At 55.8% G+C, this 23,810-nt stretch carries 24 protein-coding genes and 1 tRNA gene; 12 read left to right on the top strand and 13 right to left on the bottom strand.

Features of this window, described 5'->3' with window-relative positions; all coding sequences use genetic code 11:
• Nucleotides 1–202: 202 nt before the first annotated feature.
• Both ACYVG7_RS03285 and ACYVG7_RS03280 read right to left on the bottom strand, forming a co-directional pair.
• Entirely contained in the window at nt 203–592 is a 390-nt protein-coding gene (locus ACYVG7_RS03285) for a protein YgfX (RefSeq protein WP_460881820.1), read from the bottom strand.
• Nucleotides 561–824, bottom strand: coding sequence for an FAD assembly factor SdhE (locus ACYVG7_RS03280; RefSeq protein WP_460881819.1), 264 nt, complete (start codon nt 822–824; stop codon nt 561–563). Before ACYVG7_RS03280 ends, ACYVG7_RS03285 begins: the two co-directional genes overlap by 32 nt.
• Nucleotides 825–954: 130 nt before the next feature.
• On the opposite strand from ACYVG7_RS03280, the gene ygfZ reads away from it, so the two are divergent.
• Nucleotides 955–1,884, top strand: coding sequence for a CAF17-like 4Fe-4S cluster assembly/insertion protein YgfZ (ygfZ, locus tag ACYVG7_RS03275; protein ID WP_460881818.1), 930 nt, complete (start codon nt 955–957; stop codon nt 1,882–1,884).
• Nucleotides 1,885–1,948: 64 nt separating this feature from the next.
• On the opposite strand, the gene ACYVG7_RS03270 is transcribed toward ygfZ, so the two are convergent.
• Both ACYVG7_RS03270 and ACYVG7_RS03265 read right to left on the bottom strand, forming a co-directional pair.
• Nucleotides 1,949–2,770, bottom strand: coding sequence for a universal stress protein (locus tag ACYVG7_RS03270; protein WP_460881817.1), 822 nt, complete (start codon nt 2,768–2,770; stop codon nt 1,949–1,951).
• Between the two features lie 70 nt (nt 2,771–2,840).
• Entirely contained in the window at nt 2,841–4,640 is a 1,800-nt protein-coding gene (locus ACYVG7_RS03265; protein WP_460881816.1) for a SulP family inorganic anion transporter, read from the bottom strand.
• A gap of 177 nt (nt 4,641–4,817) precedes the next feature.
• Here ACYVG7_RS03265 and ACYVG7_RS03260 point away from each other — a divergent pair, with 177 nt between their 5' ends.
• Nucleotides 4,818–6,542 (top strand): ABC transporter substrate-binding protein, encoded by a 1,725-nt coding sequence (locus ACYVG7_RS03260; RefSeq protein ID WP_460881815.1) that lies wholly within the window; start codon nt 4,818–4,820, stop codon nt 6,540–6,542.
• On the opposite strand, the gene ACYVG7_RS03255 is transcribed toward ACYVG7_RS03260, so the two are convergent.
• Nucleotides 6,501–7,103: a hypothetical protein gene (locus tag ACYVG7_RS03255; protein ID WP_460881814.1), complete on the bottom strand. Its 603-nt coding sequence runs from the start codon at nt 7,101–7,103 to the stop codon at nt 6,501–6,503. The two genes, ACYVG7_RS03260 and ACYVG7_RS03255, sit on opposite strands and share 42 nt — an antisense overlap.
• Nucleotides 7,104–7,402: 299 nt before the next feature.
• On the opposite strand from ACYVG7_RS03255, the gene ACYVG7_RS03250 reads away from it, so the two are divergent.
• Nucleotides 7,403–7,615 (top strand): hypothetical protein, encoded by a 213-nt coding sequence (locus tag ACYVG7_RS03250; RefSeq protein WP_460881813.1) that lies wholly within the window; start codon nt 7,403–7,405, stop codon nt 7,613–7,615.
• Between the two features lie 68 nt (nt 7,616–7,683).
• Here ACYVG7_RS03250 and pntB read toward each other — a convergent pair whose 3' ends face one another.
• Nucleotides 7,684–9,180: a Re/Si-specific NAD(P)(+) transhydrogenase subunit beta gene (gene pntB, locus ACYVG7_RS03245; protein ID WP_460881812.1), complete on the bottom strand. Its 1,497-nt coding sequence runs from the start codon at nt 9,178–9,180 to the stop codon at nt 7,684–7,686.
• A gap of 12 nt (nt 9,181–9,192) precedes the next feature.
• Entirely contained in the window at nt 9,193–10,722 is a 1,530-nt protein-coding gene (gene pntA, locus ACYVG7_RS03240; RefSeq protein WP_460881811.1) for a Re/Si-specific NAD(P)(+) transhydrogenase subunit alpha, read from the bottom strand.
• 451 nt (nt 10,723–11,173) lie between these two features.
• Here pntA and ACYVG7_RS03235 point away from each other — a divergent pair, with 451 nt between their 5' ends.
• Complete coding sequence (locus tag ACYVG7_RS03235; protein WP_460881810.1) at nt 11,174–11,680, top strand: lipocalin family protein; 507 nt, start codon at nt 11,174–11,176, stop codon at nt 11,678–11,680.
• A 91-nt stretch (nt 11,681–11,771) separates the two neighbouring features.
• On the opposite strand, the gene ACYVG7_RS03230 is transcribed toward ACYVG7_RS03235, so the two are convergent.
• Complete coding sequence (locus tag ACYVG7_RS03230) at nt 11,772–13,556, bottom strand: AMP-dependent synthetase/ligase (RefSeq protein ID WP_460881809.1); 1,785 nt, start codon at nt 13,554–13,556, stop codon at nt 11,772–11,774.
• 163 nt (nt 13,557–13,719) lie between these two features.
• On the opposite strand from ACYVG7_RS03230, the gene ACYVG7_RS03225 reads away from it, so the two are divergent.
• A complete protein-coding gene (locus tag ACYVG7_RS03225) occupies nt 13,720–14,262 on the top strand; it encodes a thioredoxin domain-containing protein (RefSeq protein WP_460881808.1) in 543 nt (180 codons plus the stop codon).
• Here ACYVG7_RS03225 and ACYVG7_RS03220 read toward each other — a convergent pair.
• The 3 genes from ACYVG7_RS03220 to ACYVG7_RS03210 form a co-directional block, all read right to left on the bottom strand.
• Entirely contained in the window at nt 14,238–15,113 is an 876-nt protein-coding gene (locus ACYVG7_RS03220; protein WP_460881807.1) for a peptidoglycan DD-metalloendopeptidase family protein, read from the bottom strand. The two genes, ACYVG7_RS03225 and ACYVG7_RS03220, sit on opposite strands and share 25 nt — an antisense overlap.
• A 64-nt stretch (nt 15,114–15,177) precedes the next feature.
• Complete coding sequence (rimI, locus tag ACYVG7_RS03215; protein WP_460881806.1) at nt 15,178–15,627, bottom strand: ribosomal protein S18-alanine N-acetyltransferase; 450 nt, start codon at nt 15,625–15,627, stop codon at nt 15,178–15,180.
• Nucleotides 15,620–16,015 (bottom strand): hypothetical protein, encoded by a 396-nt coding sequence (locus ACYVG7_RS03210; RefSeq protein WP_460881805.1) that lies wholly within the window; start codon nt 16,013–16,015, stop codon nt 15,620–15,622. The genes rimI and ACYVG7_RS03210 overlap by 8 nt, the downstream gene beginning before the upstream one ends.
• A gap of 254 nt (nt 16,016–16,269) precedes the next feature.
• Here ACYVG7_RS03210 and ACYVG7_RS03205 point away from each other — a divergent pair, with 254 nt between their 5' ends.
• A complete protein-coding gene (locus ACYVG7_RS03205; RefSeq protein WP_460881804.1) occupies nt 16,270–17,901 on the top strand; it encodes an ATPase RavA domain-containing protein in 1,632 nt (543 codons plus the stop codon).
• Entirely contained in the window at nt 17,901–19,343 is a 1,443-nt protein-coding gene (gene viaA, locus ACYVG7_RS03200; protein ID WP_460881803.1) for an ATPase RavA stimulator ViaA, read from the top strand. The genes ACYVG7_RS03205 and viaA overlap by 1 nt, the downstream gene beginning before the upstream one ends.
• A gap of 75 nt (nt 19,344–19,418) precedes the next feature.
• Here the strand turns inward: viaA and ACYVG7_RS03195 are convergent.
• Nucleotides 19,419–19,495 (bottom strand) — tRNA-Trp (locus ACYVG7_RS03195).
• A 354-nt stretch (nt 19,496–19,849) separates the two neighbouring features.
• On the opposite strand from ACYVG7_RS03195, the gene pyrB reads away from it, so the two are divergent.
• From pyrB to fldB, 5 genes are all read left to right on the top strand, one after another.
• The gene (pyrB, locus tag ACYVG7_RS03190; RefSeq protein ID WP_460881802.1) at nt 19,850–20,773 is read left to right on the top strand and encodes an aspartate carbamoyltransferase; all 924 of its coding nucleotides are present in this window, start codon (nt 19,850–19,852) and stop codon (nt 20,771–20,773) included.
• A gap of 11 nt (nt 20,774–20,784) precedes the next feature.
• Entirely contained in the window at nt 20,785–21,249 is a 465-nt protein-coding gene (pyrI, locus tag ACYVG7_RS03185) for an aspartate carbamoyltransferase regulatory subunit (RefSeq protein ID WP_460881801.1), read from the top strand.
• 123 nt (nt 21,250–21,372) lie between these two features.
• On the top strand, nt 21,373–22,014 hold the full coding sequence (locus tag ACYVG7_RS03180) for an AAA family ATPase (RefSeq protein WP_460881800.1): 642 nt from the start codon (nt 21,373–21,375) through the stop codon (nt 22,012–22,014).
• Nucleotides 22,015–22,022: 8 nt separating this feature from the next.
• Nucleotides 22,023–22,418 (top strand): CopG family transcriptional regulator, encoded by a 396-nt coding sequence (locus ACYVG7_RS03175; protein WP_460881799.1) that lies wholly within the window; start codon nt 22,023–22,025, stop codon nt 22,416–22,418.
• Between the two features lie 71 nt (nt 22,419–22,489).
• A complete protein-coding gene (gene fldB, locus ACYVG7_RS03170; RefSeq protein ID WP_460881798.1) occupies nt 22,490–23,005 on the top strand; it encodes a flavodoxin FldB in 516 nt (171 codons plus the stop codon).
• Between the two features lie 202 nt (nt 23,006–23,207).
• Here fldB and ACYVG7_RS03165 read toward each other — a convergent pair.
• Nucleotides 23,208–23,810 (bottom strand): ISAs1 family transposase (locus ACYVG7_RS03165; protein ID WP_460881797.1); only part of this gene is annotated, 603 nt, incomplete at its 5' end.

The raw sequence follows: 23,810 nt of genomic DNA, 5'->3' as shown, positions 1-23,810 counted from the left end.
CGGAGAAGAATTGGGTAAATGCCGCTTGATGGTTCATGACGAAACTCCCGTAAAAGAGAGTATAAGATCACACCCCGTTCGGTAGGTCAAATCCTCATGCCCTGCTTAAAAAACGTTCGCGATCTTGCCCTGCCCTCACAACCAAGGCTATATCACACGCAACAAAAATATAAGGCCAGAGATAACACCATGCGATGAATAGTCATGATTCGGTACATAACGTAATATACCGAGCCAGACGCCGATATTCCTGCGGCGCCAGACTGTCGGCAAATATCCATAACCGACAGGGTTGAGGTCCTTGCAAATCCAGCCACAAGAAGCCAGGACCGACGCGCGATCCAATCCCTAGGGCATAACGCCGCTGCTGCCAGTACAGCCCGTCATCCACCCACTCCAGGGTGAACCGACGCCGGTTGGCCTGGTACAAGGAATAGCTCAGACTCACGACCAGGATCAGTAGGCACCCCAGTCCATAGGATTTCGGCAACCACTCCCAGCTCAGCGCGGCCACCAGCAGGTGCCCGGCCAGCAACAGGAGTTGATGCCCCCCAGAGGGCTCAACCGAGATGACGTGTCTGGTGGTGGTCACGGATCACCTCAATCAACTCCCGGAATTCGGCATCAACCGGTGACTCACCACGCAACAGCCAGCGGAATAACTCCAGATCCGAAGACTCCAGCAGCCGCACAAAACCACACTGGATCCGCTCACTCAACTGTGGCAGATCCTCATCCATAAACGGCCGCAAGATGACATCCAACTCCAGCATGCCACGACGACACTGCCAACGCAGCCGCTCCCACTCCTTGTCATCCAACATCTGTGTCTCCCGAATATTCCGCATCCGCCATGGTAACAAGCTCGCTTTCCGGCTGACAAACAGCATTCCCATCATTACCATGAAGGTCACAAAAACGGATGCCTCCTCGAGGCCCAATCAGGAATTGCCAATGACCGATGCCTTCTCTTTGCCTGCACTCAGTCCCACCGAGCCTGGCCGTTATCTCCTCTCCCGCCTGGCTGTCATCCGTCTGACGGGCACCGAGCGAGTCAAATACCTGCAGAGCCAGGTCACCTGCGAGGTGACCGCGCTGCTTCCCGGTCAACAGAGCCTGGGCGGATACTGCGACGCCAAAGGTAAGCTATGGGGCGAGTTTCGCTTGGTGGTGCTCGAGGAGGCCTTATTGCTGCTGACCGAGCGCAGCCTGCTGCCCCGGATGTTACCGGAGCTGAAAAAATATGGCGTCTTCTCGAAAGTCGAAATCCTCGATGCGACAACCGACTATTCGCTGCTGGGTGTGGCGGGCCAGGGCAGTGATAGCTGGTTTCAGGCACAGTTCGGTCTGGCCGACAGCGGCCTGCTCCCCGATGGCATGGCCATTCGCATCACCCCGGATCGCTGGCTTCTTGCCCGCGCAGCAGTACAGCCGGTGCCATCGCTACCGGAACGGGCCGAAGCCGACTGGTGGGGACAGGAGATCCTGACGGGTTTACCTCATATGAGTGCCATCCATCAGGGCGAGTACATACCGCAGATGCTCAATCTGCAGGCTCTGGGCGGGATCAGCTTCAGCAAAGGTTGTTATATGGGTCAGGAGACGGTGGCCCGCGCCAAATACCGGGGTGCCAACAACCGCGGCCTGTTTATTTTGCAAGGTCGTGCCGACCAGACGGTGCAGCCCGGAGAGTCGCTAGAGCGGCAACTCGGCGAACAGTGGAAGCGCTCCGGCCAGGTTCTGGATGTGTGGCAACACGAGGGGCTGATACTGGTCACGGCCGTATTGCCGCTGGATACCGAGCTGGAGGCCCATTTCCGCATCAAAGATCAAATCGCCAGTCAGTTACGGCCGTTGCCGCTGCCCTACTCTCTGCTCGACTAACATCCGCGTCGTAACGACCGCACCAGGACCCGGCCTCGGTCGGGTCATATTCCGCAAGTTGGCGCTAGTGCAGGATCAGCAGATCACCGTGCGCTTGCTGCAACAGAGCGGGAACATGACTGCCCATGATAAGATGGGCCGCCTGCGTGCGACCGGCGCCGACAATCAACAATTGGCTTTGTACCGACGCCCGGGCTTGTGCCAGCAAGAGCCCGAGCTCTCCCCGAACTACCTGCCAACTTTGGGGAGGGTGAGGCAAACGGACCAGCCAGTCTGCCAGCTGATGCTCCGCCTGGCTCAGGGCCGCATCAGCTTGCTGCTCGGTTTGACCCACCGGAGTTTCCAGCACCGAAACCACCGCCAGTTTCGCGTCCAACGCACGAGTCACACGATCGGCTCGAACCAACAATCCCTTCCCTTCCTCATTGAGTGGTAAGAAAAGCTGAAACGTCAGCGGTTGGCTCCAGAAGGGACGATTGCCATCCAGCACCAGCACATCGTGATGATGATGGGGTAACCCGGCCAGTTCCCCGCCCCATCCAGCTGTGAAACCGGCATGTTGCTGCGCTCCCAGGATCAATAAATCACAGTGCAGTTGCGCCAGAGTGCGCTGGATCGCCGCGGCAACCGACCCCGACTCGACGCGACACTCGCCCAACTGACAGGGCAGCGTGGCAACCTGCCGAGTCAGATAATCCAGGCTCTCCTGTTTAAGGCGCAGCAGGCTCTCGCTGCCAGCCAGTCCGGAAAATGGCTCATCCAGCGGCAGCACGCTTAGCACATGCAAACGCGCCGCCATTAACTGCGCCAGTTTACTGGCACGCTGCAACAGGTAGCTCACATCGTGCTGAAGATCCACGCTGACCAAGAGCTGACGGTAGTCCATGCGCAACCTCCACTGACAACGACCATTCCTTCTATCAGGCTAGGAAGTGAAGCCTCGATCTGCCAGTTACTCACGAAGAAAGCGGCGGCTCCTCCGACCCTGGTGCGGCCGAGCCTGGTGCTACCGACTCTGGCGCCGCAGACTCTGGCGCGGCTGGCTTATCCTGGGCGGTCGCTGAATTCAGTGCCTGCTCATTGGTGACCCGGCGAATCGCACTGTACAGATCACTGCACAAGCGGATGCCCTCATCCCCTTGCTCAATACCCGCCAGATGCAGCCAGCGAGTCAGGGTGGTTCGCCGCCCCGCCAGCCAGAGACGGCAGCCCTGTTGTTGCAATGCCCGCTGCAAATCGGCCAACATGCTCATGACGCTAATGTCCAGGTGGGAGAAGCAAGAGACGGCATCGACAATGATCAAGCTGGGTGGCTGCGGCGCCTGGCGCAAAGAGGCCAGCACCCGACGCTTGAAATAGGGGGCATTGAAGTAGCTCAGCGAGGCGTTAAAACGGTACACCACCACATGAGGAATGGCATGGATACCCCGGTTGTGTCCCAACGCATGTACCACCCCCGACGCATCCACCCCCAGCAACTGATCACTAGGCCGCATCATACTGCGCAAAAACTGGAACAGACCCAGTAACACCGCCAAGGCGATACCGGGCATCACCCCGACCGTCAGCACCGCAAGGAGGGTGATCCATGCCAGCGCGAAAGCCCCGGGATCACTGCGCCGCAAAGCCCACAGACTAGGAAAATCGGCCAAGCTGGCAGCTGAGACCAGCAAGACCACGCCCAAGGTCGCCAATGGGATATATTGCAACGGCGTGACCAGGAAAAACGTCACACTCCCGATGGCCAGTGCCGCAACGACCGAGACCATCTGGCTCATGCCACCTGCGGCATCGTTGACCGCCGTTCGTGAGGCGGCACCGCTAATGGCAAATCCCTGCGAGAAGGCCGCGGCGATATTGGCCAACCCCAAGGCACGAAACTCCTGATCGGCATCAATTTCGTAATCGCGTTTGGCCGCAAAACTGCGGGCGGTGAGCATCATGCTGACAAAACTGACCAGGGCCAGGTTCAACGACGGCATGACCAACTCCCGCAGCAACGAGGGTGGAAATGCCGACCACTGCACGTTGGGTAAGCCGCTGGCGAGTGGCCCCAGCGTCTGCACCTCAAACTGCTGCAAATCCAGTCCAAACGACAGCAGCGCGCAGGCCGCCATGACCAGCAGAGTGCCAGGCCAGGCCGGTTGCCAGCGACGCAACAGCAACAGACATAGCAGCGTGAGCAGGCTGATCCCCACCGTGGGGCCGTGCATCTGGCGCAGATATTCGAAGCTGTTTGCCAGCCGCTCGATCAGACCCCGATCGGCATAATGAAAGCCGAAGATACGAGCCAACTGCCCGACCATGATGGTGATGGCCACCCCATTGAGCAGCCCCATCAGGATCGGTTGCGACAGAAAATCCGCCAGCGTACCAAATCGCAGACGGCTGCCCAGCAGACACCAGATACCGGTCATCAGCGTCAGTACCACCACCAGCTGCCAATGTCGCATCGGATCCCCGGCAGCCAACGGGGTGACCACGGCAGCGATCACCGCACAGGTGGCGGCATCCGGGCCTATCATCAACTGACGGGAAGAACCAAACAGGGCATATACCAGCATGGGCAGAATGCAGGAGTAGAGTCCGGCGATCGGGCTGACACCCGCCAACGCCGCATACGCAATGGCGACCGGCAAGGCCACCGCCGCCACCGAGAGGCCCGCTCGTAGATCCGCGCGCCACCATTCCCGGCGATAATCCAGCAGCGATGCCAAGCCTGGGGCCAGTCGTGCCGGATTCAATTTAGTCCACATATTGCACACTCCCTGTCACTCACTCGGTGCACCATGGCGACCATGGGTGGCCAGATCTTAATTATGAGCCATGATACTTAACATCCATGTCCGGATCGCGATAACGCCAACAGCCGGACATTCGCAACTCTTATCTTGTGACTAGATTGGCTATTCCGACAAAATTGGGTAATTTGAATGCAATCCTTACTGTTGAGTTTTCACCCTATGTTGATGCTCAGCCGATCCCGCATCCTGGCTATAGGGCTGCTATGGTTGGCAACCTTGCCCATTCAAGCTGCCGATGCCGTTACCCTGCAACTGAAATGGGTACATCAGTTCCAATTCGCCGGTTATTACATGGCGCTGGAAAAAGGCTTCTATCGCGATGCCGGACTGGCGGTCACGCTACGCCCCAATGGCTATGCCGGTAGTTACGTATCGCCGGTGGACGCCGTGCTGAGCGGTGATGCAACCTATGGTATCTCCAACTCGGGGCTGGTGCGCGAGTACGCTCAAGGCAAGCCGATTGTCGCTCTGGCGGCCACCTTGCAACACTCGGCGGTCAGCTGGCTGGTGCTGGATCGCCCCGATATTCGTAATCTGCACGATCTGGTCGGCAAACGTCTGATGACCGTTTTTCCCTTGAGCGAAAGCGTCGAATTACTCGCCCCGTTTTCCAGTGAAGGGCTAGCGCTCGACAAGCTGAACCTGGTGCAAACCGTCTTCGATTTACAACCGTTGATCGACGGCGAAGTCGATGCCTACGACGCCTATGTCACCAATGAACCGTACCAACTGGAGCAAAAGGGGATCCCCTATCAGCTGATTGATCCTCGCACCTACGGCATCGATTTCTATGGGGATGTGCTCTTCACTTCGCGCAATGAATTACTGTTCCATCCCGAACGCGTGCAAGTATTTCGTCAGGCGTCGCTGCAAGGTTGGAACTATGCCATGAGCCATATTCCAGAAACCATCCAGTTGATTCGCCAGCGCTATGCCCCCGAAAAAACGGTTGATCAGTTGCAATTTGAAGCCAATGCCATGCTCAGGTTGATGCAGTCCGACCTCATCGACATCGGCCATATGAACCGTTGGCGCTGGCAGCGAATTGCCGAAATACAGCTGGATCACGCACAAGCCAGCAGCCTGGACTTGAGTAATTTCCTATATAGCGACGACCAGTTACACAGCCTGGTCGCTGAGTACTTGCGCATCATCGGCTATGTATCCCTGCTGGCCGGCGCTCTGCTGCTGATCACGGCTTGGTACTGTCGCCTGAACCAACGACTGCGGATGGAAATCAGTGCCCGACGCGAAGCTGAAACCCGGCTGCGGCAAATGTCGGAAACCGATGCCCTGACCGGACTGCACAATCTGCGTTATATCAATGAACAGTTGAGTGCCGAGCTGGCGCGTTACCAGCGTTATGGCCACGAATTCTGCGTCGTGATGCTGGATATCGATTTTTTCAAATCGGTCAATGATAACTGGGGCCATCCCGCCGGTGATCGAGTCCTTCAGCAATTCGCACAGCGCTTACAAGAAAAAACCCGTCATACCGACACATTGGCTCGCATCGGGGGCGAGGAGTTTTTGGTCCTGCTACGTAACGTATCGCTGGAACAAGCGCTGGTGGTCGCCGAGGGAGTACGTCAGCACATCGAATCCTCCTCGTTCGAACTCGGTAACCAACACCGTCAGCCGTTGACCGCTAGTATCCGTCTGCGCGGTTACCCCGGAGACCGTGGAAGTCAGCGAACTTTTTGCTCGCGCCGACCAAGCCCTGTATCAGGCCAAGTCACAAGGGCGCAATCGCATCGAGCTAGCCCGCGAATCCCTTTCCAGCCCTCCCCAACTGGCGACCGATACCCCGAGCTAGTTTGCCGTTGCGGTGGCCGCCGAGCTCGCAGGCAATAATGCACTACCAGCCGCCTCCGCCGCGGGTTGGACTTGGCCCTGTACCGCAGCAGCCGCCTGATCCTGGAGCTGTTGCTGCAAGCTGGCTGGAGTCAGCAGTGCCTGCATGGCCTGTGGCCAAACCGGAACCGTTGCGGCTGCGCCCGTGGTTTCTGCGGCAGCATTCGCCAATGGCTCACTGAACACGGCTGATTTACCCTGTTGCTGTAACAGCACGGCCATTTGATTGGTTTGCGAGTTCCAGACAAAACCGGCCTTATCCGCCAGTGGGCCAGTAACCTTGTTGTTAGACAGCACATAAAACAGCGGGCCTTCTTGCTGGATCTCGTCTGCGGTCTTGAGCAGAGTCACCGCAGTGCCATAATGCTCGCCCAATAGGGGTTGCATCCGATCCTTGATCAGTGGCTGCTCAAACAAGTTCACCTCGTTCGGGTCAAAGCCAACCAGGGGTTTGAGTAATGCCCACATCAATTGACTCTGAGCTCCCGCCAGCAAGGGGGCCACACAGCCACTCAATAACAGACTGACCAACAAGACTTTTAGTAGTCTCCGAACATGCATGTAACTCACTCCATGGTTTAAGCTGATTGGCGACTCGGCATGATACCTTGTGCCGTCTACGTACCGTAGTGAAATTCACCGTCGAGACCGCGCAGTTCTCATATGAGCAATTCGAGTTATATCCCCCGAAACCGTACGCAAAGAACTCAATGACGTTTAATCACGTATCCGGCGCCAGCGGATACCGGTTAACAAGCGTGGAAAATGATGCTAAATATCCAGCACCCCTTGTTCTCTGGTTAGCACGGCAGGATCAAGGATATAAACAACAGAATATGAACCAGAGACGGGAGCAACTTATGATGAGATGGCCAGTCATAGTGATATTACTACTTGCCGGAACCACTGCCTGCAGTGAAATGAAGGCAACCGGCAAAACCATTGGCCATACCACACGGGACGTCACCCGAGAGATTGGGCATACCACACGAGATGTCACCCGGGATATTGGTCATGGCACCCGGGACATGGTGACAGGGGTCAAAGATGGTTGGGAAGAAGAGGCCGAGTAATGCTCACCACGGCAGTGTGAACAAAAAAAGGGAGGCGCGATGCCTCCCTTCGATACTCAATTGCCGAATTACAGTGCCTTGAGAATGCTCTCGACTGTACCCTTGGCATCGCCAAAGCACATGTGGGAGTTGTCCTTGAAGAACAGCGGATTCTGCACCCCGGCATAACCGGTATTCATCGAGCGCTTGAACACGATGACATTCTGCGCCTTCCACACTTCCAGCACCGGCATGCCGGCGATCGGGCTGCCCGGATCTTCCATTGCCGCCGGGTTCACGGTGTCGTTGGCACCAATAACCAGCACGGTATCGGTATCGGCAAAGTCCTCATTGATCTCGTCCATTTCCAGCACGATATCGTACGGTACCTTGGCTTCGGCCAGCAGCACGTTCATATGACCTGGCAAACGACCAGCCACCGGGTGGATACCGAAGCGCACCTTGATGCCGCGATCCCGCAGCTTCTGGGTGATTTCCGCCACCGGATACTGGGCCTGAGCGACCGCCATGCCGTAGCCTGGGGTGATGATGACAGAGCTGGAGTTCTTCAGCAGATCCGCCACATCTTCCGGCTTCATCTCGCGGTATTCACCCATCTCCTCATCTGAGGAGGAGGCACTGACACCATCGGTACCAAAGCCACCGGCAATCACCGAAATGAAAGAGCGGTTCATCGCCTTACACATGATGTAAGACAGAATCGCACCGGAGGAGCCTACCAGAGCCCCGGTGACGATCAGCAGATCGTTGGAGAGCATGAAGCCCGCCGCCGCCGCGGCCCAACCGGAGTAGGAGTTGAGCATGGAGACCACCACCGGCATGTCGGCGCCCCCGATAGAGGAGACCAGGTGCCAACCGAACGCCAGAGCAATCAGCGTCATCAGCACAATAGCCCAGGTCGAGCCACCCACATTGACGAAGTACACCATCAAGACCAGCGACACCACGGCCGCCAGCAGATTCAGCTTATGCTTGTGTGGCAGGTTCAGCGGCTTGGAGCTGATTTTGCCATTGAGCTTGCCGAACGCGACGATAGAGCCGGTAAAGGTAACCGCGCCGATAAACACGCCGAGGAAGATCTCGGTCAGGTGGATATTCAGCATGGCACCGACCAGGTGACCGGAATGCCCCCCTTGTTGGTTTGCCAATTGGGCGATGGCTTGTTGCGCGGCCGCCAGTATCTCTTCCGGACTGCCGGAGAGTGGCAGAACCAGTTGTGCCGCGGCATCGGCTGGCAACAATTCGATGAAGCTATTGAAGCCCACCAGCACCGCCGCCAGACCGACGAAGCTGTGCAGGATCGCCACCAGTTCCGGCATCTGGGTCATCTCGACTTTCAGAGCCAGACGGGCGCCGATTGCCCCGCCGATTGCCATGGCAATCAGGATATAGACAACGCCGTCGACGCTTGGGCTGGCGATGGTGGCTACCAGAGCAATCGCCATACCGACGATACCAAACCAGTTACCGTATTTAGCAGTTTCCTGCCTGGAGAGCCCGGCGAGGCTCAGGATGAACAGTACGGCAGCAATAATATAGGATGCCGTGGCCAATCCTTGAGACATGGTGTTTTCCCCTTAATCCTTACGGAACATCTTGAGCATACGGTGGGTCACGGTGAAGCCACCGACGATATTGATGGTCGCGATCAGCACGGCGACAAACGCCAGCGCCGCAATCAACCCCGAACCCGCGCCAATCTGCAGCAGAGCGCCGACCACGATAATGCCGGAGATGGCATTGGTGACCGACATCAACGGCGTATGCAGCGAGTGGGTGACGTTCCACACCACGTAGTAACCGACCACACAGGCCAGCACGAAGACGGTGAAGTGCGACAAAAACTCCGGTGGCGCCACATGACCCACCCAACCGAAACCGGCGATGCCTGCGGCCGCCAGCCAGTACTTCAGGTTGGATGGCTTCTTGGCTTCCTTGGCCACGGTTGCGGTGACGGTTTCTTTCTTCGGCGCGGCCGAGACACTGATGGCTGGCGGCGGGAAGGTCACTTCGCCGTCACGCACCACGCTCATGTTGCGCAGCACCACATCCTCGAAGTTAATATCGATGGTGCCGTCTTTTTCCTTGGACAGCAGCTTGGTCAGGTTGACCAGGTTGGTGGCATACAGCTGGGAGGATTGAGTCGGCAGACGACCCGGCAGATCGGTATAGCCGATGATCTTGACACCGCTGGCGGTGGTAATCAGCTCGCCCGGCTTGGTGTACTCACAGTTACCACCGGCCGCAGAGGCCAAGTCGACGATGACCGAGCCTGGCTTCATGCTATCGACCATAGCTTTGGTGATGAGCTTGGGAGCTGGCTTGCCCGGGATCAGGGCTGTGGTGATGATGATGTCCACTTCCTTGGCCTGTTCGGCGAACAGCGCCATCTCGGCAGCGATGAACTCTTCGGACATCACCTTGGCGTAACCATCGGAGGAGCCGCCCTCTTCATTGCTGAAGTCGAGTTTCAGGAACTGGCCGCCCATGGATTCGATCTGCTCGGCCACTTCCAGGCGAGTGTCGAAAGCCCGGACGATAGCACCGAGCGAGCCAGCTGCACCGATGGCAGCCAAACCAGCCACGCCAGCACCAATGACCAGCACTTTGGCGGGCGGAACCTTACCGGCTGCGGTGATTTGGCCGGTAAAGAAACGACCAAAGGCATGGGCCGCTTCGACCACGGCGCGATAACCGCCGATGTTGGCCATGGACGACAGGGCATCCAGCGCCTGGGCGCGTGAAATACGCGGCACCATATCCATCGCCAGGACATTGATCTTCTTGACAGAGAGTTTAGCCACCAGCTCCGGATTCTGAGCGGGCCAAACGAAACTGACGAGGGTGGTGCCGTCTTGCAACAACGCAATCTCGGCCTCGGATGGCGCATTCACCTTATAGATGAGCGGCGATTGCCACAGGGTGGCAGTGTCAACCACCACAGCACCTGCGGCTTCAAAGGCGGCATCATCAAAGCTGGCCAGAGCACCGGCACCAGACTCGACGGCCACGTCGAAGCCGAGCTTTTTCAGCTGCTCCACGGTGGCAGGGGTGGCAGCCACCCGAGTTTCACCGGCGAGACTCTCTCTCGGTATACCAATCTGCATGTCTATTCCCTGATATTGAATAAAGGTCGCGATTACCTGTAACACCGACTGGGGGGCGCTACAGTCGTGCGTGGAGACAACCAGCATCACCACGACTAACGTATAAGGCAGTACGGGGCATGATTTGTAACAAACTTTACCCTCTTTTGACACCAGACCAGTCACCTGATCCTGGAGTCATCAATGCCGAAAAGCCGGTCTTGTTGCCGGTCTTCGAGGGCCTGTGCCGCGCGATCCTACCTTCCCCGATGACCCACAACGGGGCCATCGACAAAATGGGTCTCACACTGTAGCCGGTATATTTGCGAAAAAAAACGCTTCGGCTAGCACCAGTTAGAATAAATTCGCCCTATTTGCTACTTTCTGTTCTATTCATAAAAAATTTTTAGCAAAAAAGATCTAAACCAGCCAATGACACGTCAACAATCCAGCCTTGTTTGAGGAGCTGACTATGCGTCTAGTATCGATCCTGATGTTGTTCCTGTTAACCGGTTGCAGTGGCACCCCCGACGGTTTGACCCCGGTCAGTGGCTTTGATGACCAACGCTATCTGGGAACCTGGTATGAGATAGCCCGCCTCGACCACTCATTCGAGCGCGGACTGGAGCGGGTCACCGCCCACTACAGCCGGAATCCGGACGGCAGCATACGGGTCATCAATCGCGGTTATGATCCAGCACTGCAGCAGTGGCGGCAAGCCGAAGGTCTCGCCAAGTTCGTCTCAAGTCCCGATGTCGGTCACCTCAAGGTGAGCTTCTTTGGCCCCTTCTATGGCGGCTACAACGTCCTGCTACTGGATGCCGATTATCAGTATGCGCTGGTCAGCGGTCCCAACCGTGACTATCTCTGGCTCCTGGCGCGCACGCCTACCCTGGCCCCCACCACATACGACCAGGTTCTCGAGCAGGCCCGACAGATGGGATTCGATACCCAGCAGCTGATCCGTGTCAAACAATGAGTCGTCACGGCCACCATATGCAACAAAGCCAACCTCGGGGTTGGCTTTGTTGTGCTTATCACTTGCAACGAGCAACATCGCCCGATGGTTTCTAGCGATACATGGCCTCGATCTCGGCACCGAACGCCTGCTCGATGGCCTTGCGGCGCAACTTCAGGGTCGGCGTCAGCTCGCCCTTCTCCATAGAGAAGGGGCGCGGCAACAGAGTAAACTTTTTCACCTGCTCGTACTTGGCAAGACCGGATTGCAATCCGTTGATCCGGGCCTCAAAAAAGGCCACCACCTTGCCATGCCGTAACAATTCCATCTGACTTTGATAATTCAAGCCAATCGAACGGGCGTACTCTTCCACCGCCTCGAAGCAGGGCACAATCAGCGCCGAGACAAAGTGCCGGGCATCAGCAATCACCGCGATCTGTTCGATGAAGCGATCCTGGGACAAGGCCCCCTCGACCAACTGCGGCGCCACATATTTGCCATTCGAGGTCTTCATCAACTCTTTGAGTCGCTCGGTAAACAGCAAACGCCCCTGAGCATCCAGATCGCCAGCATCCCCGGTACGGAAATAACCATCCGCGGTGAAGACCTTGGCGGTCTCCTCCGGTTTGTTGTAGTAACCGCGCATCACGGTTGGACCTTTAACCTGGATCTCTTTGTCTTCGCCCAGACGGATCTGCAAACCGTTCAGCGGCGTACCAATGGTGCCGATCGCCAGATCATCGATATTCGGGCAAGAAACCGTGGCACTGGTTTCGGTCAGACCATAGCCGCACTTGATGTTCAGACCAGCGGCGTTGAAGAACAGGTTAATCTCATCTGCCAGGCGCGCACCACCCACGGGTAAAAAACGCACCCGGCCACCGAAGCGTTGGCGCAAGGTCGAAAACAGCAGTTTGTCCGCCAACTTGAATTGCAAGCCTAACCACAACCCGAGCGACTCACCGCTGCGCTTCACCTCAAGAGCCTTAAGCCCAACGCCTTTAGCCCAGTAGAACAGCTGACGACGCACTGGATTGGCGCTATCGGCCTTGCCGTGAATGATGTTGTAGGCTTTCTCGTAGACTCGGGGCACGGCACACATCACGGTTGGGCGCACATCGTGCAACACCGACATCACCGCCTGCGGATCCCGGATATAAACATTGACCGCCCCCCGGTAGAGCACGTAGTAGCTCCAGTAACGCTCATAGACGTGGCTGAGCGGCAACAGCGCCAGCGAGACATCATCGTGTCCGACTGTCACCCGTTGATCGTGCATCACCAGCACAGCCGCCAGATTGTTGAAGTCCACCATCACCCCTTTGGGCTCGCCTGTGGTACCCGAGGTGTAAACCAGGGTCAACAGATCGTCCATGCGATACTCGGTCGCCCGGTGCGCCAATTCGGCCATGCTCGGCTCATGATTGCCATGCTGCAACAAGGCATCAAAACGCATGGCTTGCGAGCATTGACGCAAGTCCACTTGCTCATCAAAACAGATGATGTGATCCAGTTCTCCGGCCTGTAGTAATTGCAGTGCCAGATCAAACTGCGGTTGTTCGCCAACAAACAGAATACGGATCCCGGCATCGCGCACGATATAGCGGGTCTGTTCCAGGGTATTGGTCGGGTAAAGCGGCACCACCACCCCGCGAGCCGCCAGGATGCCGAGATCGGCCTGGGTCCATTCGGGCATATTGCGGGAGAAGATCCCCACCATCTGCTGGGGTCGTAAACCGAGGCGGATCAACGCCTGGGCCAAGAAGTCGATGCTGTGGCCCAAAGCCTGCCAGCTGATATCGCGCCATTGTCCATCCTGCTGGACCCGTAACGCCGCTTTGCTCTTCAATCCCTCGATTCGCGTACGAAAAACTCGAACCAAATGAAGCTCATGCATCAGGATTCACCTATCTATTTACAGTTGTACGGCCAATCAGACACTCATTATAGGCCTTGGGCTTCAGGATCCCATATTTTAGCGTACAGGTGTTAGCTTTTTGAAAAAGCCCGCCGCGAGGCGCAGAATAGTGACTCATTAGCGGCTGAGGATAAATCAGACCATGCCGAGTATCTCGCATTCGATGAAGTTGACCATTGTCGGAGCACTTTTGTTGTTGCTGGCCTGTCTTGGTGCCCTGCTTATGCTGGACGGCCAACCCGCCCACACTCGTGCCAACTGGCTATACAATGCCGCAGGCTACCAACAGGCAGTCTATCGCGGACAACAAAATGGCAAACCACGACTGCTGTTACTGGAGAGCAACGCCTGCCCGCGCTGCCAGCAACTCGAGCATCAACTGTGGCAGGATCCGGTTTTGATTCGGGAACTGGGGAGTTGGCAACTGGTCCGCTTGCAGCAGGATGCCGATCCGGCCACTGCACAACTCATCGATCGGTACCGGGGGAAAGCTGAACTCCCTCTGGTGATCCTGGAGCGTGCTGCTGCTTCCAATTACCAGGCGCTCTACTTTAACCGCGATCTGACAGCATTCAGTTTGGCAGCCGACCCGATGACATCTGCACAACCGCTGGATGCCCACCATCTGCAGCAGGCATTGCAGCGCTGGCAGCAACAGAGTCAGTTCCCCAACCAGCTCCCCTGAGTCGGTACCTGTCCCTGGATGTGAAAAGGGATCGACACCAGTCGCTGACCATCATTGCGTTGCACGGCAAAGTGCAGATGTGGCGCCGTGCTATAGCCGGTATTACCCGACTCGGCAATCATCTCTCCGACATGTACGCTCTGACCGGCGCTGACTCGTGCCGTTCCTGTGCGCAGGTGCGCATAAACCGTCATGGTGCCATCGGCATGCAACAGCCGGATGTAATTGGTTTGCGCCCGACTGGCGGGATCCTGACTATTGCCACGAAAGCCCATCTTCATATCCAGCACCACGCCGGGCCGAGCCGCCAGGACTGGGGTTCCCTCCGGCATGGGGACATCGATGGCATAACGGTTCCCGGGTAGATGATGGCTATAACCACCGTTGAAGCCTTGTGAGACCCGAAAACGGCCACGAAAAGGCAGTTGTAGCTCGGAATCCTGAACTGCAGAGGGCATGCCAATAATGAAGCTGTGGGTGATCTCGAGCTGTCCGCTACCGCTATAGCGCAGCGTATCGACAAACTGCTCCGAGCGAGCGGGTACCACTATGGGTTCACGTAAGTCGCGGTGGCTCTGTACGCCGAGCTGCTGACTCAAGAGCAGAGTCACTGTGACTGGGCCATGTAATTCGTTGATGATAAAAAGATTACCGCTGGCCGTGTACCGCAGTTTTACCTTGTCCGGATCCGGGTCCAGATATTCCATCTCTTGCGGTTTAAACGGCGCAGCCAAACCCAGATCATCGGTATAGCTCAACGTGCCCTGGGCATCGACATACTTGTACACGCTGGCCGCGGCCGATGAAGAACCCAGCACCATCAGCAGGCTCCACAGTGGCCAGTTCATCATCCTTGCTGACACATACACCCCATCCACTGCACTCCACACCAGCCGCTACGAAAAACCTTCTGCTCTAATCCAGCCGTTCACCACGGTGCATGACCAGGGCATCCTCTGATCCAGTCGCGGCGCGATAGTAACCTTTTCGGATCCCAACCTGCTGATACCCCTGCTGCAAATAGAGCTGCTGGGCTCGGATATTGCTCCGCCGAACCTCCAACCACCAGCAACGGCATCCCGCCAAGGCAGTTTGCTGTAAGTAGTGCGCTAATAGTGCCCGCCCCCAGCCCCGGCCCTGATATTCCGGAACAACACACAAATTGTGCAGCGTGCTCTCATCCAATAGGGCATCGGCAACGTAAAAACCGACCAGCTGGCCCTGCCACCAGGCGCCAACATTCTGATAACGCTCACCAAAACTGGCACTGAGCACAGAATCCGACCAGGGATAGGCATGAGCATCTTGCTCCAATGGCAACATGACGGGTACATCCAGCACGCTCAAAACACGAAATTCAAGCATCGACAGCCTCAGCCAACCGTCCAGAAGCACAGAGTTGTTGCCACAGCTGACGTTTTCCATTTCGGCCATCCAACAACTGAGCCGCAGGTACCTCGGATAAGACCTCTGCAGACGCCGGGGGCGCTAGTACCAACACGGCATCCAAGGCAGCCACAGGAACGCCCGGATCCCATGCCTGACATGAGCATGGAGGCACCCGGAACAGGCGGCAAAGATCGGCCAGCCAGCGCGGTTGATCACCTAGCAGCCAGAGCGTCCAGTCCTCAGCCCCACTATCCTTGGAGTCCACGACTGGCAGTTGTCCCTGCAACACCAATAATTCAGGGCGACGCAGCTGCCACTCTTGCAAGCCCAAGGGTTTGAACAATGCCAAACGTCGGGTATCCATAGCGCTCATCTCCTCTTGTCTGATAATTGACGAATGACCGACGAAGTTTACCATCCCCCGGCGCCGAACTGATGGTACCAACTTCCGAGTGAGTGATTTTGCCGCTATAAATGCAGAATCCCCTTGCGTTTGTGAGACTAATCACAACAATTAGCACCATTGGCTCTGCTTCTGTGAGCCCGAGCAAGGGGCTGTCCTTCCTTACGTTTCCTGGGGCAGCATACTGCAAGCATGTACTATGGGATAACCGCGACATGAGCGGCAAAATACTTCAGGATCGAATTGGCAAACTGATTGATGCACTGTCCATCGGCCTCTATGAGCGTAAAGACACTATTCGCTTGTGCCTGCTTGCCGCTCTCGCCGGTGAGAGCGTGTTCATGCTCGGCCCTCCCGGCATCGCCAAGAGCCTGATCGCCCGACGCTTGATCTGCGCCTTCCGCGACAGTCGGCCGTTTGAATACCTGATGACTCGCTTCTCCACCCCCGAAGAGGTATTCGGGCCGCTCTCAATCCAGGCCCTCAAAGATGAAGGCCGCTATCTGCGATTGACGGAGGGCTATCTACCGGATGCTGAAGTTGTGTTTCTGGATGAAATCTGGAAAGCCGGCCCGGCGATCCTCAATACCTTGCTGACCGTCATTAACGAGCACAGATTCCGTAACGGCGAGAAGGAAGTGGCTGTCCCCATGCGTCTGCTGGTCACCGCCTCCAACGAATTACCGCAAGCCGATAGCGGCCTCGAAGCCCTCTATGATCGCATGTTGCTGCGCTTGTGGCTGGACCGGATCCAGGATAAGCAGAACTTTCGCGCCATGTTGACCAGCCGTCAGGATCCGGCCCAGGACCCGGTACCAGCCGCCTTGAAAATCGATGATGACGAATATTCGGGCTGGCAACAGGCCCTCTCTCAAGTCGGCTTGAGTGACGCCATGTTCGAGCAACTGTTTCAGTTGCGTGAGCGCCTGAACCTGCTCGATAACGCGGCACACGCCGAGCATCAGCAGTCGCTGTATGTCTCCGATCGTCGCTGGAAGAAAGCGTTACGTCTGCTGCAGGCCAGTGCCTTCTTTAATGGCCGTCAGCAAATAGTGCCACTCGATCTCCTGCTACTGAAGGATTGCCTGTGGCACGACCTCTACGCCCGCGAGCAGATCACGCAGCAACTCTCGGACTACGCCCGTCTGCAGGCTTTCGCGCAAGAGCGGCTCGGCTTCATGCAGCAACGGTTGCGCCAGGAGCTACAACACTTTCATGAAGAGTTGGCCCACGAGCTCAGCTGTCAGCTGGAGCCGCGAGATAATCGCCTGTTCAAGCGCGAGACACCGGCCTGGCATATCGACTTCAAGGGCTCGGGGCTGGATCCGGATCTATCGGTCTTCCGGTTACTGTTTTTGACCCCTTGCCAGCTGGACCCCAAACAACCGGAGCGAGCAACACGCTATGCCAGTCTCGGTCGAGCCGAACTGTTGCGCTGGCTCAGCCATGGCGGTGAGGTTCAGGTTCACTTACATGCTGACCAACACCTGACCGCCCTGACCCTGGATGTCGATCAGAAGCAGCAACTGATGGCTCGTGACGCGGCCCACCGCGCCATTCCAGTGGCGATTGCCCGACCGGGCGGTATCCCGCAATGGCAATCCCAGCGCTGGCTGGAAAAGCTCGAGGCCCTGTATACCCAACGCCGCGAGTTACTGCGCGAGATCCAGCAGCAACGCAACACCTTTACCAGTCAATGCCCACATCTGTTTTTAGGTCAGGAATGGCTGTTGCAGATTGAAGAGAGTCTGCTGCAATTGACACAAAAAGATGATGCCCTGTTGCAACTGCTGGACGAGGCTCGCGAGGCGCTCGACAACTTGTTGCAAAATGCGGGAGGCCAGTAATGGTTGAGCTGCATACCATAGCGACCCTGTTGTCCTTGAATGAGGCGGATATCCTCAAGGATATGGTGAGCAGTTTTATGGCCTCACCCCAGATCAGCGGTTTTTTGCAAGCTAAACCCAAGTTCGAGCAGCAGATCCGCGAGCAGTTGCAGCGCTGGGGACGCGGTCTGAATAGCGAGGTACAACATAGGCCGGCACCGCCCGAGTTGGAAGCCGAATTTTTGCTGTACCAGGAAACGCTGACCCTACCGGCCGAACAGTTCCGCAGTCATGAGTCGCGTCTGCTCTGCCAGTTAGCCAAGACCAGCGCCTTCCACCAAGAGGCCATCAGCCTGCTGGAGAACCTCAAAGAGGCCAATCCACACCTACGCAAGCAACTGTTTTTGCGCAAATGGCGCGATACCCTGGTGAACCGGATCATGTGCATCGAGCTGGAAATGGCCGAACAAGATCGCGATCGGATGCTCAAAGAGCTGGAAAAGCGCATGGAGATCACCAGCGAGGTCGAGGAGGCGCTAGACATGCAGGATCCCGGAACGCTCTGGGATCTGAGTGCGGCAACTATGCTCCAGGGTGATAGCCGCCGCCTACGCCACTATGCCAAGTTCTTGGCCCGCAACCCGGAGCTTCAGCGCATTGCCGCCGAGCTCGGGCGATCCGCGCGCCAGGAGAGTGGAGCCACCAGCCAGTTACAAACCATTGAGACAACCGCCCTGCAATATGAACAGCGGGATCGGATCCCGGATGATCTAGTGGGGATACACCAGAGTAACCAGCTCAATCGCCTACTCCCCAGCGAAGCCATGTTACTGGCCAATCCGGAGCTGGAGACCATCTTCTATAAACATCTGGCCGAGCAGCGCTTGCTGAATTACCACTTCATGGGCCAAAGCCGCAGCCCACAGCGGATCCAGAGCGAGCGTTATGTGCAGGGCGAAAACCAGATCCCCAAAGGCCCGTTTATTGTCTGTATTGATACCTCCGGCTCCATGAGCGGCTATCCAGAAGAGACCGCCAAGGCTTTTTGCTTTGCCTTGCTGCAAATCGCACTCAATGAGGGGCGGGGCTGTATCGTGCAGCTCTTTTCCACCGATGTGGTGAGTTATGAGTTGATCGGGCCAGAGGGGTTACAAGAAGCACTCAACTTTCTTGGCTGCAGCTTCAAGGGGGGAACCGACCTAACGCCTTGTTTTGCCCAGATGCTGAACCGGATGCAGGCAGACGAGTACGCCAATGCCGATGCGATTGTGCTCTCCGACTTTATCGCTCAGCGTCTACCGGTTGAGATGCTGGAACAGGTAAGAGATATCAAGGAGAAGGGAAACAGGTTCAATGCCGTAGCGCTCTCCCGTCACGGTAAGCCGGCACTGATGAAGATTTTCGATGCGGTGTGGCGATTTGATACCGGTCTGCAGGGGCGTCTGCTCCGCCGCTTGCATTAAGTCGACGTCAGCAACCCAAGTGTGCCGGGCAGAAATGCAAAAACCCGCCAGAGGCGGGTTTCTACGAATTTGTGTTGGCAGGGGCGGAGGGATTCGAACCCCCAACCATCGGTTTTGGATACCGCTGTTCTACCAATTGGAACTACGCCCCTGCATTCAACGAGGCGAATTATACAAACTGACCTGCAAAGGTAAAGCCCTTTTTCTGTTGTTCGCGTGCAAGTGCGCAACAAGTAAGCAAAAAGTGACCATCCGCGCATTCTCTCGCCATTACCGCATTTTCCCCGCGGGTTGAATTAACATGCCAGCCGCGTTGCTCTATAATCCATGCGCCCTGATTCAAGGATAAGGAAACAGCATGGCACCTCGCGCTATCTTCCCGCCAGCTCACCACGTTTATCTGCGTGGCTGCCATCCATTCCTGATCAGCACAGAACTCATGAAAAAGCCCCGTCTATTGGGGCTTTTTTCTGTCCGTATGACCGATATCTAAGGGAAATCAGACGATGGCCAACCCCCTGTACCAAAAGCACATCATCTCTATCTCCGATCTAACGCGTCCCGAGCTGGAGTTGGTCGTGCAAACCGCCAGCAGACTCAAAGCCGAGCCGCGCCATGATCTGCTGTGCAACAAGCTGGTTGCCAGCTGCTTCTTCGAAGCCTCAACGCGCACTCGTTTGTCGTTCGAGACTGCGGCCCAACGACTGGGCGGCTCTATCATCGGCTTTGCCGATGCCGGGAATACCTCGTTGGCCAAGAAGGGGGAAACGCTGGCCGATTCGGTACGCATTATCACCTCCTACACCGATGCCTTCGTGATTCGACATCCTCAGGAAGGTGCTGCGCGTCTGGCAGCCGAGTTCTCCCGGGTGCCGGTGATCAATGCGGGTGATGGTTCGAACCAGCATCCGACACAGACATTGCTCGATCTGTTCACGCTGTACGAAACCCAGGGCACGCTGGATGGATTGAAAGTTGCCTTCGTCGGTGACTTGAAATATGGCCGCACCGTCCACTCGCTCGCTCAGGCGCTGAGCCTGTTCGGCGCGCGCCTCTACTTTGTCTCTCCGGAAATGCTCGCCATGCCCGATTACATCTGCGAAGAGCTGGAAGAGCGTGGCATCGAGTACAGCATCCATGAGCAGCTCGAGGAGATCATCCCCGAACTAGATATCCTCTATATGACCCGAGTGCAGAAAGAGCGGTTTGACGAAACTGAATATAAACACATAGCGGCCAAATATATTCTGACCACAGACACGCTGCAGGAGGCCAAGCCAAATCTGAAAATCCTGCATCCTCTGCCACGGGTCGATGAAATTCACATCGATGTGGACAGCACTCCGTATGCCTATTACTTCGAACAGGCGGAAAACGGGGTTTATGCCCGCCAGGCTCTGCTGGCTCTGGTTCTCAACGAAATCGTTTAAGGAGCACATCCATGTCCGAGAAAAAACAACTCCAGGTTGAGGCCATTCGTAACGGTTCCGTGATCGATCATATTCCGGCCGGCCAGGGCATCAAGATCCTCAAGCTTTTCCACCTGCTGGATACTCGTGAGCGCATTACCGTTGGTCTGAACCTGCCATCAGCCGCCCTGGTCGCCAAGGACCTGATCAAGGTTGAGAACACCCTCCTCACCGAGGGACAAGCGAATCAGCTCGCACTGTTTGCACCCAACGCCACGGTCAACATCATCGAAGATTTCCGGGTCGTAAAGAAACATCAACTGCGTTTGCCCGAGCAGATCAATGGCGTATTCGCCTGTCCTAACTCCAACTGCATCAGCCATAGCGAACCAGTAGCCAGCGGCTTTAGCGTACGCGAGGTGAAAGGTGATGTGCGGATGAAGTGTAAATACTGTGAAAAATCATTTACCAAAGAGATTGTCAGCGCCAATTTCTGAACCGGATCACAAGGCCAATCGTTAGATTGGCCTTCTCTCTCCTCTGCCACAAAAACAGTATTCTTTATCTATACTCAAGCCATTCAGGTTCATGGTTTTTGAATCCATTCGAGGTGGTGCCATATGATTGTTCTGGTCGGCGGCGAAAAAGGTGGCAGCGGCAAGAGCTGTCTGGCACAAAACCTAGCAGTCTATTTCAGAACTCACTATAACGGCGAGGTTCTGCTGGTCGATTGCGATCCTCAACGCACCACATCAGACTGGATCCAGGAGCGAAAAGACAATACCGAACTCCCTTCCATCAATTGTGTGCAACTCTATGGCAACATCCGCGAGGACCTGCTCAGTCTGAAAACCCGTTATGATTTCGTGGTGGTGGATTGTGGCGGGCAAGATAACCGGGCATTGCGCTCATCTATGTCCGTAGCCTCTCATGCCCTTATTCCACTGAGGCCAAAACGGCGTGACCTCAAGACGCTGCCACATATGGAAGACATCATCACCACCTGCAAGATGGTTAACCCGACGCTGAACGCAGCAGTGGTCATGACCCAGTGTCCATCCCTACCGAATCAGGCCAAACGGATCCTAGAGGCCAAAGAGGTTTGCGCCTCCTATTGCGTAAATGTGTTGAATGCCATCATCTACAGTCGCAATGTATATGATGATAGTGAGGAGCGCGGACTTTCAGTCATGGAAATTGAACCGGGCGGAAAAGCAGCGGAAGAGATCCGGGTTATCGCCAAAGAGTTTCTGAATTTATAGGGAATACTATGGGCTTGTCTGACCTGAAGAAGAAATCGCCCCAGACTGATGTTGCCAACACCCCCATCACCCTGGATGAGTTCATCAATGATGCTGAACTCTATGCATTGGGGCACTCCCGGCAGATAGTGCTTCCCGGTACTCCGCGTCAAAATGATAACCAACCCGGCTCAGCAACCTCGGAGCAGGAGACTAACAACGACCTTAAGGCCGTTTTCAAAAAAGCTACCTACTCCATGAGTCTGGAATGCATCGACCACCTGAAATTGATCGCTGAAAACGACGGCATGAACAGATCCCAGCTCTTACGCTTATTCACTCACTATTTTTACCAACTGCCACCGGAAGAGCGCGACCTTATCTACGAGCGTTTCAGCCACCTGTTTGACAACAACAAGAAGTAGTAAACGAGCTATTGAGCCATCCGCGCTTTTGTTACTATTTTGTCCTTTCCTGTTCGCGCGGTATTTTTGCAATGACGATAGGTCTCTTTTACGGCTCCAGTACCTGCTATACCGAGATGGTGGCGGAGAAAATCCAGGCATTGCTGGGGGCCGATCATATTCATTTGCACAATTTGAAACAGACTCCCATTCAACAAATGGCGGACTACCAAATCCTGATGCTCGGGATCTCGACTTGGGATTTCGGCGAAATCCAAGAGGACTGGCTAGCCAACTGGGATGCCATCGATACCATAGATCTTCACGGCAAAGTCGTCGCCTTGTTCGGCTTGGGGGATCAACTCGGGTATGGGGAATGGTTTCTCGATGCCATGGGTTTGTTACATGACAAATTAGTCGTACAAGGCTGCCAGATCGTGGGCTACTGGCCGAATGAGGGGTATGACTTTGAGACCTCGAAAGCTCTGGTAGATGATGGCCGATTTTTCGTAGGTCTGGCGCTGGATGAAACCAGCCAATATGAACTAACCGATCAGCGCTTAGCCGCTTGGTTACCGCAGGTGTTGGCTGAAATCGCCAGCCTCTAAGCTTCAAGCCTTCATTAAATCACAAGCTCTTGATACAGGACTGCAATAAAAAGGGCGACCGAAGTCGCTCTTTCCCTTCCTATGAAAACAGAAGGTTACACCACTCACCACCCACGAAACCAAGCAAGTGGTTTAAATGGTGGTTTAAATGTTACAGAAAATCCCCTACACAACCAGGGCGGGAGCACACTTTGCTGAATTTTTAACCAAAGAATAACTGTGCCCGATAATTGTCATCCCAACTTGCTTTTTTTAGCTTGTTTCTCTGGCTCGGCGCGCCGCAATCACTCTGTTTTACGATGTTCAGAACAAACCGTCGGAATAGCGCCATATTCTCGACCGCATCCTCCATCGCAATCCTTGATGCATCCTCGTTGAACACCACATCAAGAATGTAATGCTGACTGTTCTCGATCCGCCAATGCTGACGAATATAGTGCCCGAGCAACTTGTGCTTGGGGGATAACGAGCTGACATAGTAGNCTTTTAATTGAAACACATAGCGTTCTTCCTGGCGGCCATGCCCACTCTCTTTGTGCTCGACGATAATCTTCTCTTTCTGAGCGTCAAACAGTGCCTGGAATTGTGACTGAACGGCTTGGTACAACTTTGGCTGATTTTTCTTTACCTGTACCACCACATGAGCCTTCTTCTCGCTGATTTTCTCGAGTGTTTCTCTCTGACAATGCAGGGCATCGAGCGTGACAACGGCACCTTTGAGTTCAAGAATGTCCAGCATCTCTTTGACGGTTTCGATTTCCCCCTTCTTGTTAGGGGTTGCTTTCTGGCTTAACACCAGCCCATT

The organism is Pseudaeromonas pectinilytica (genome assembly GCF_054780855.1).
This window is presented reverse-complemented; position numbering and strand designations above follow the sequence as displayed.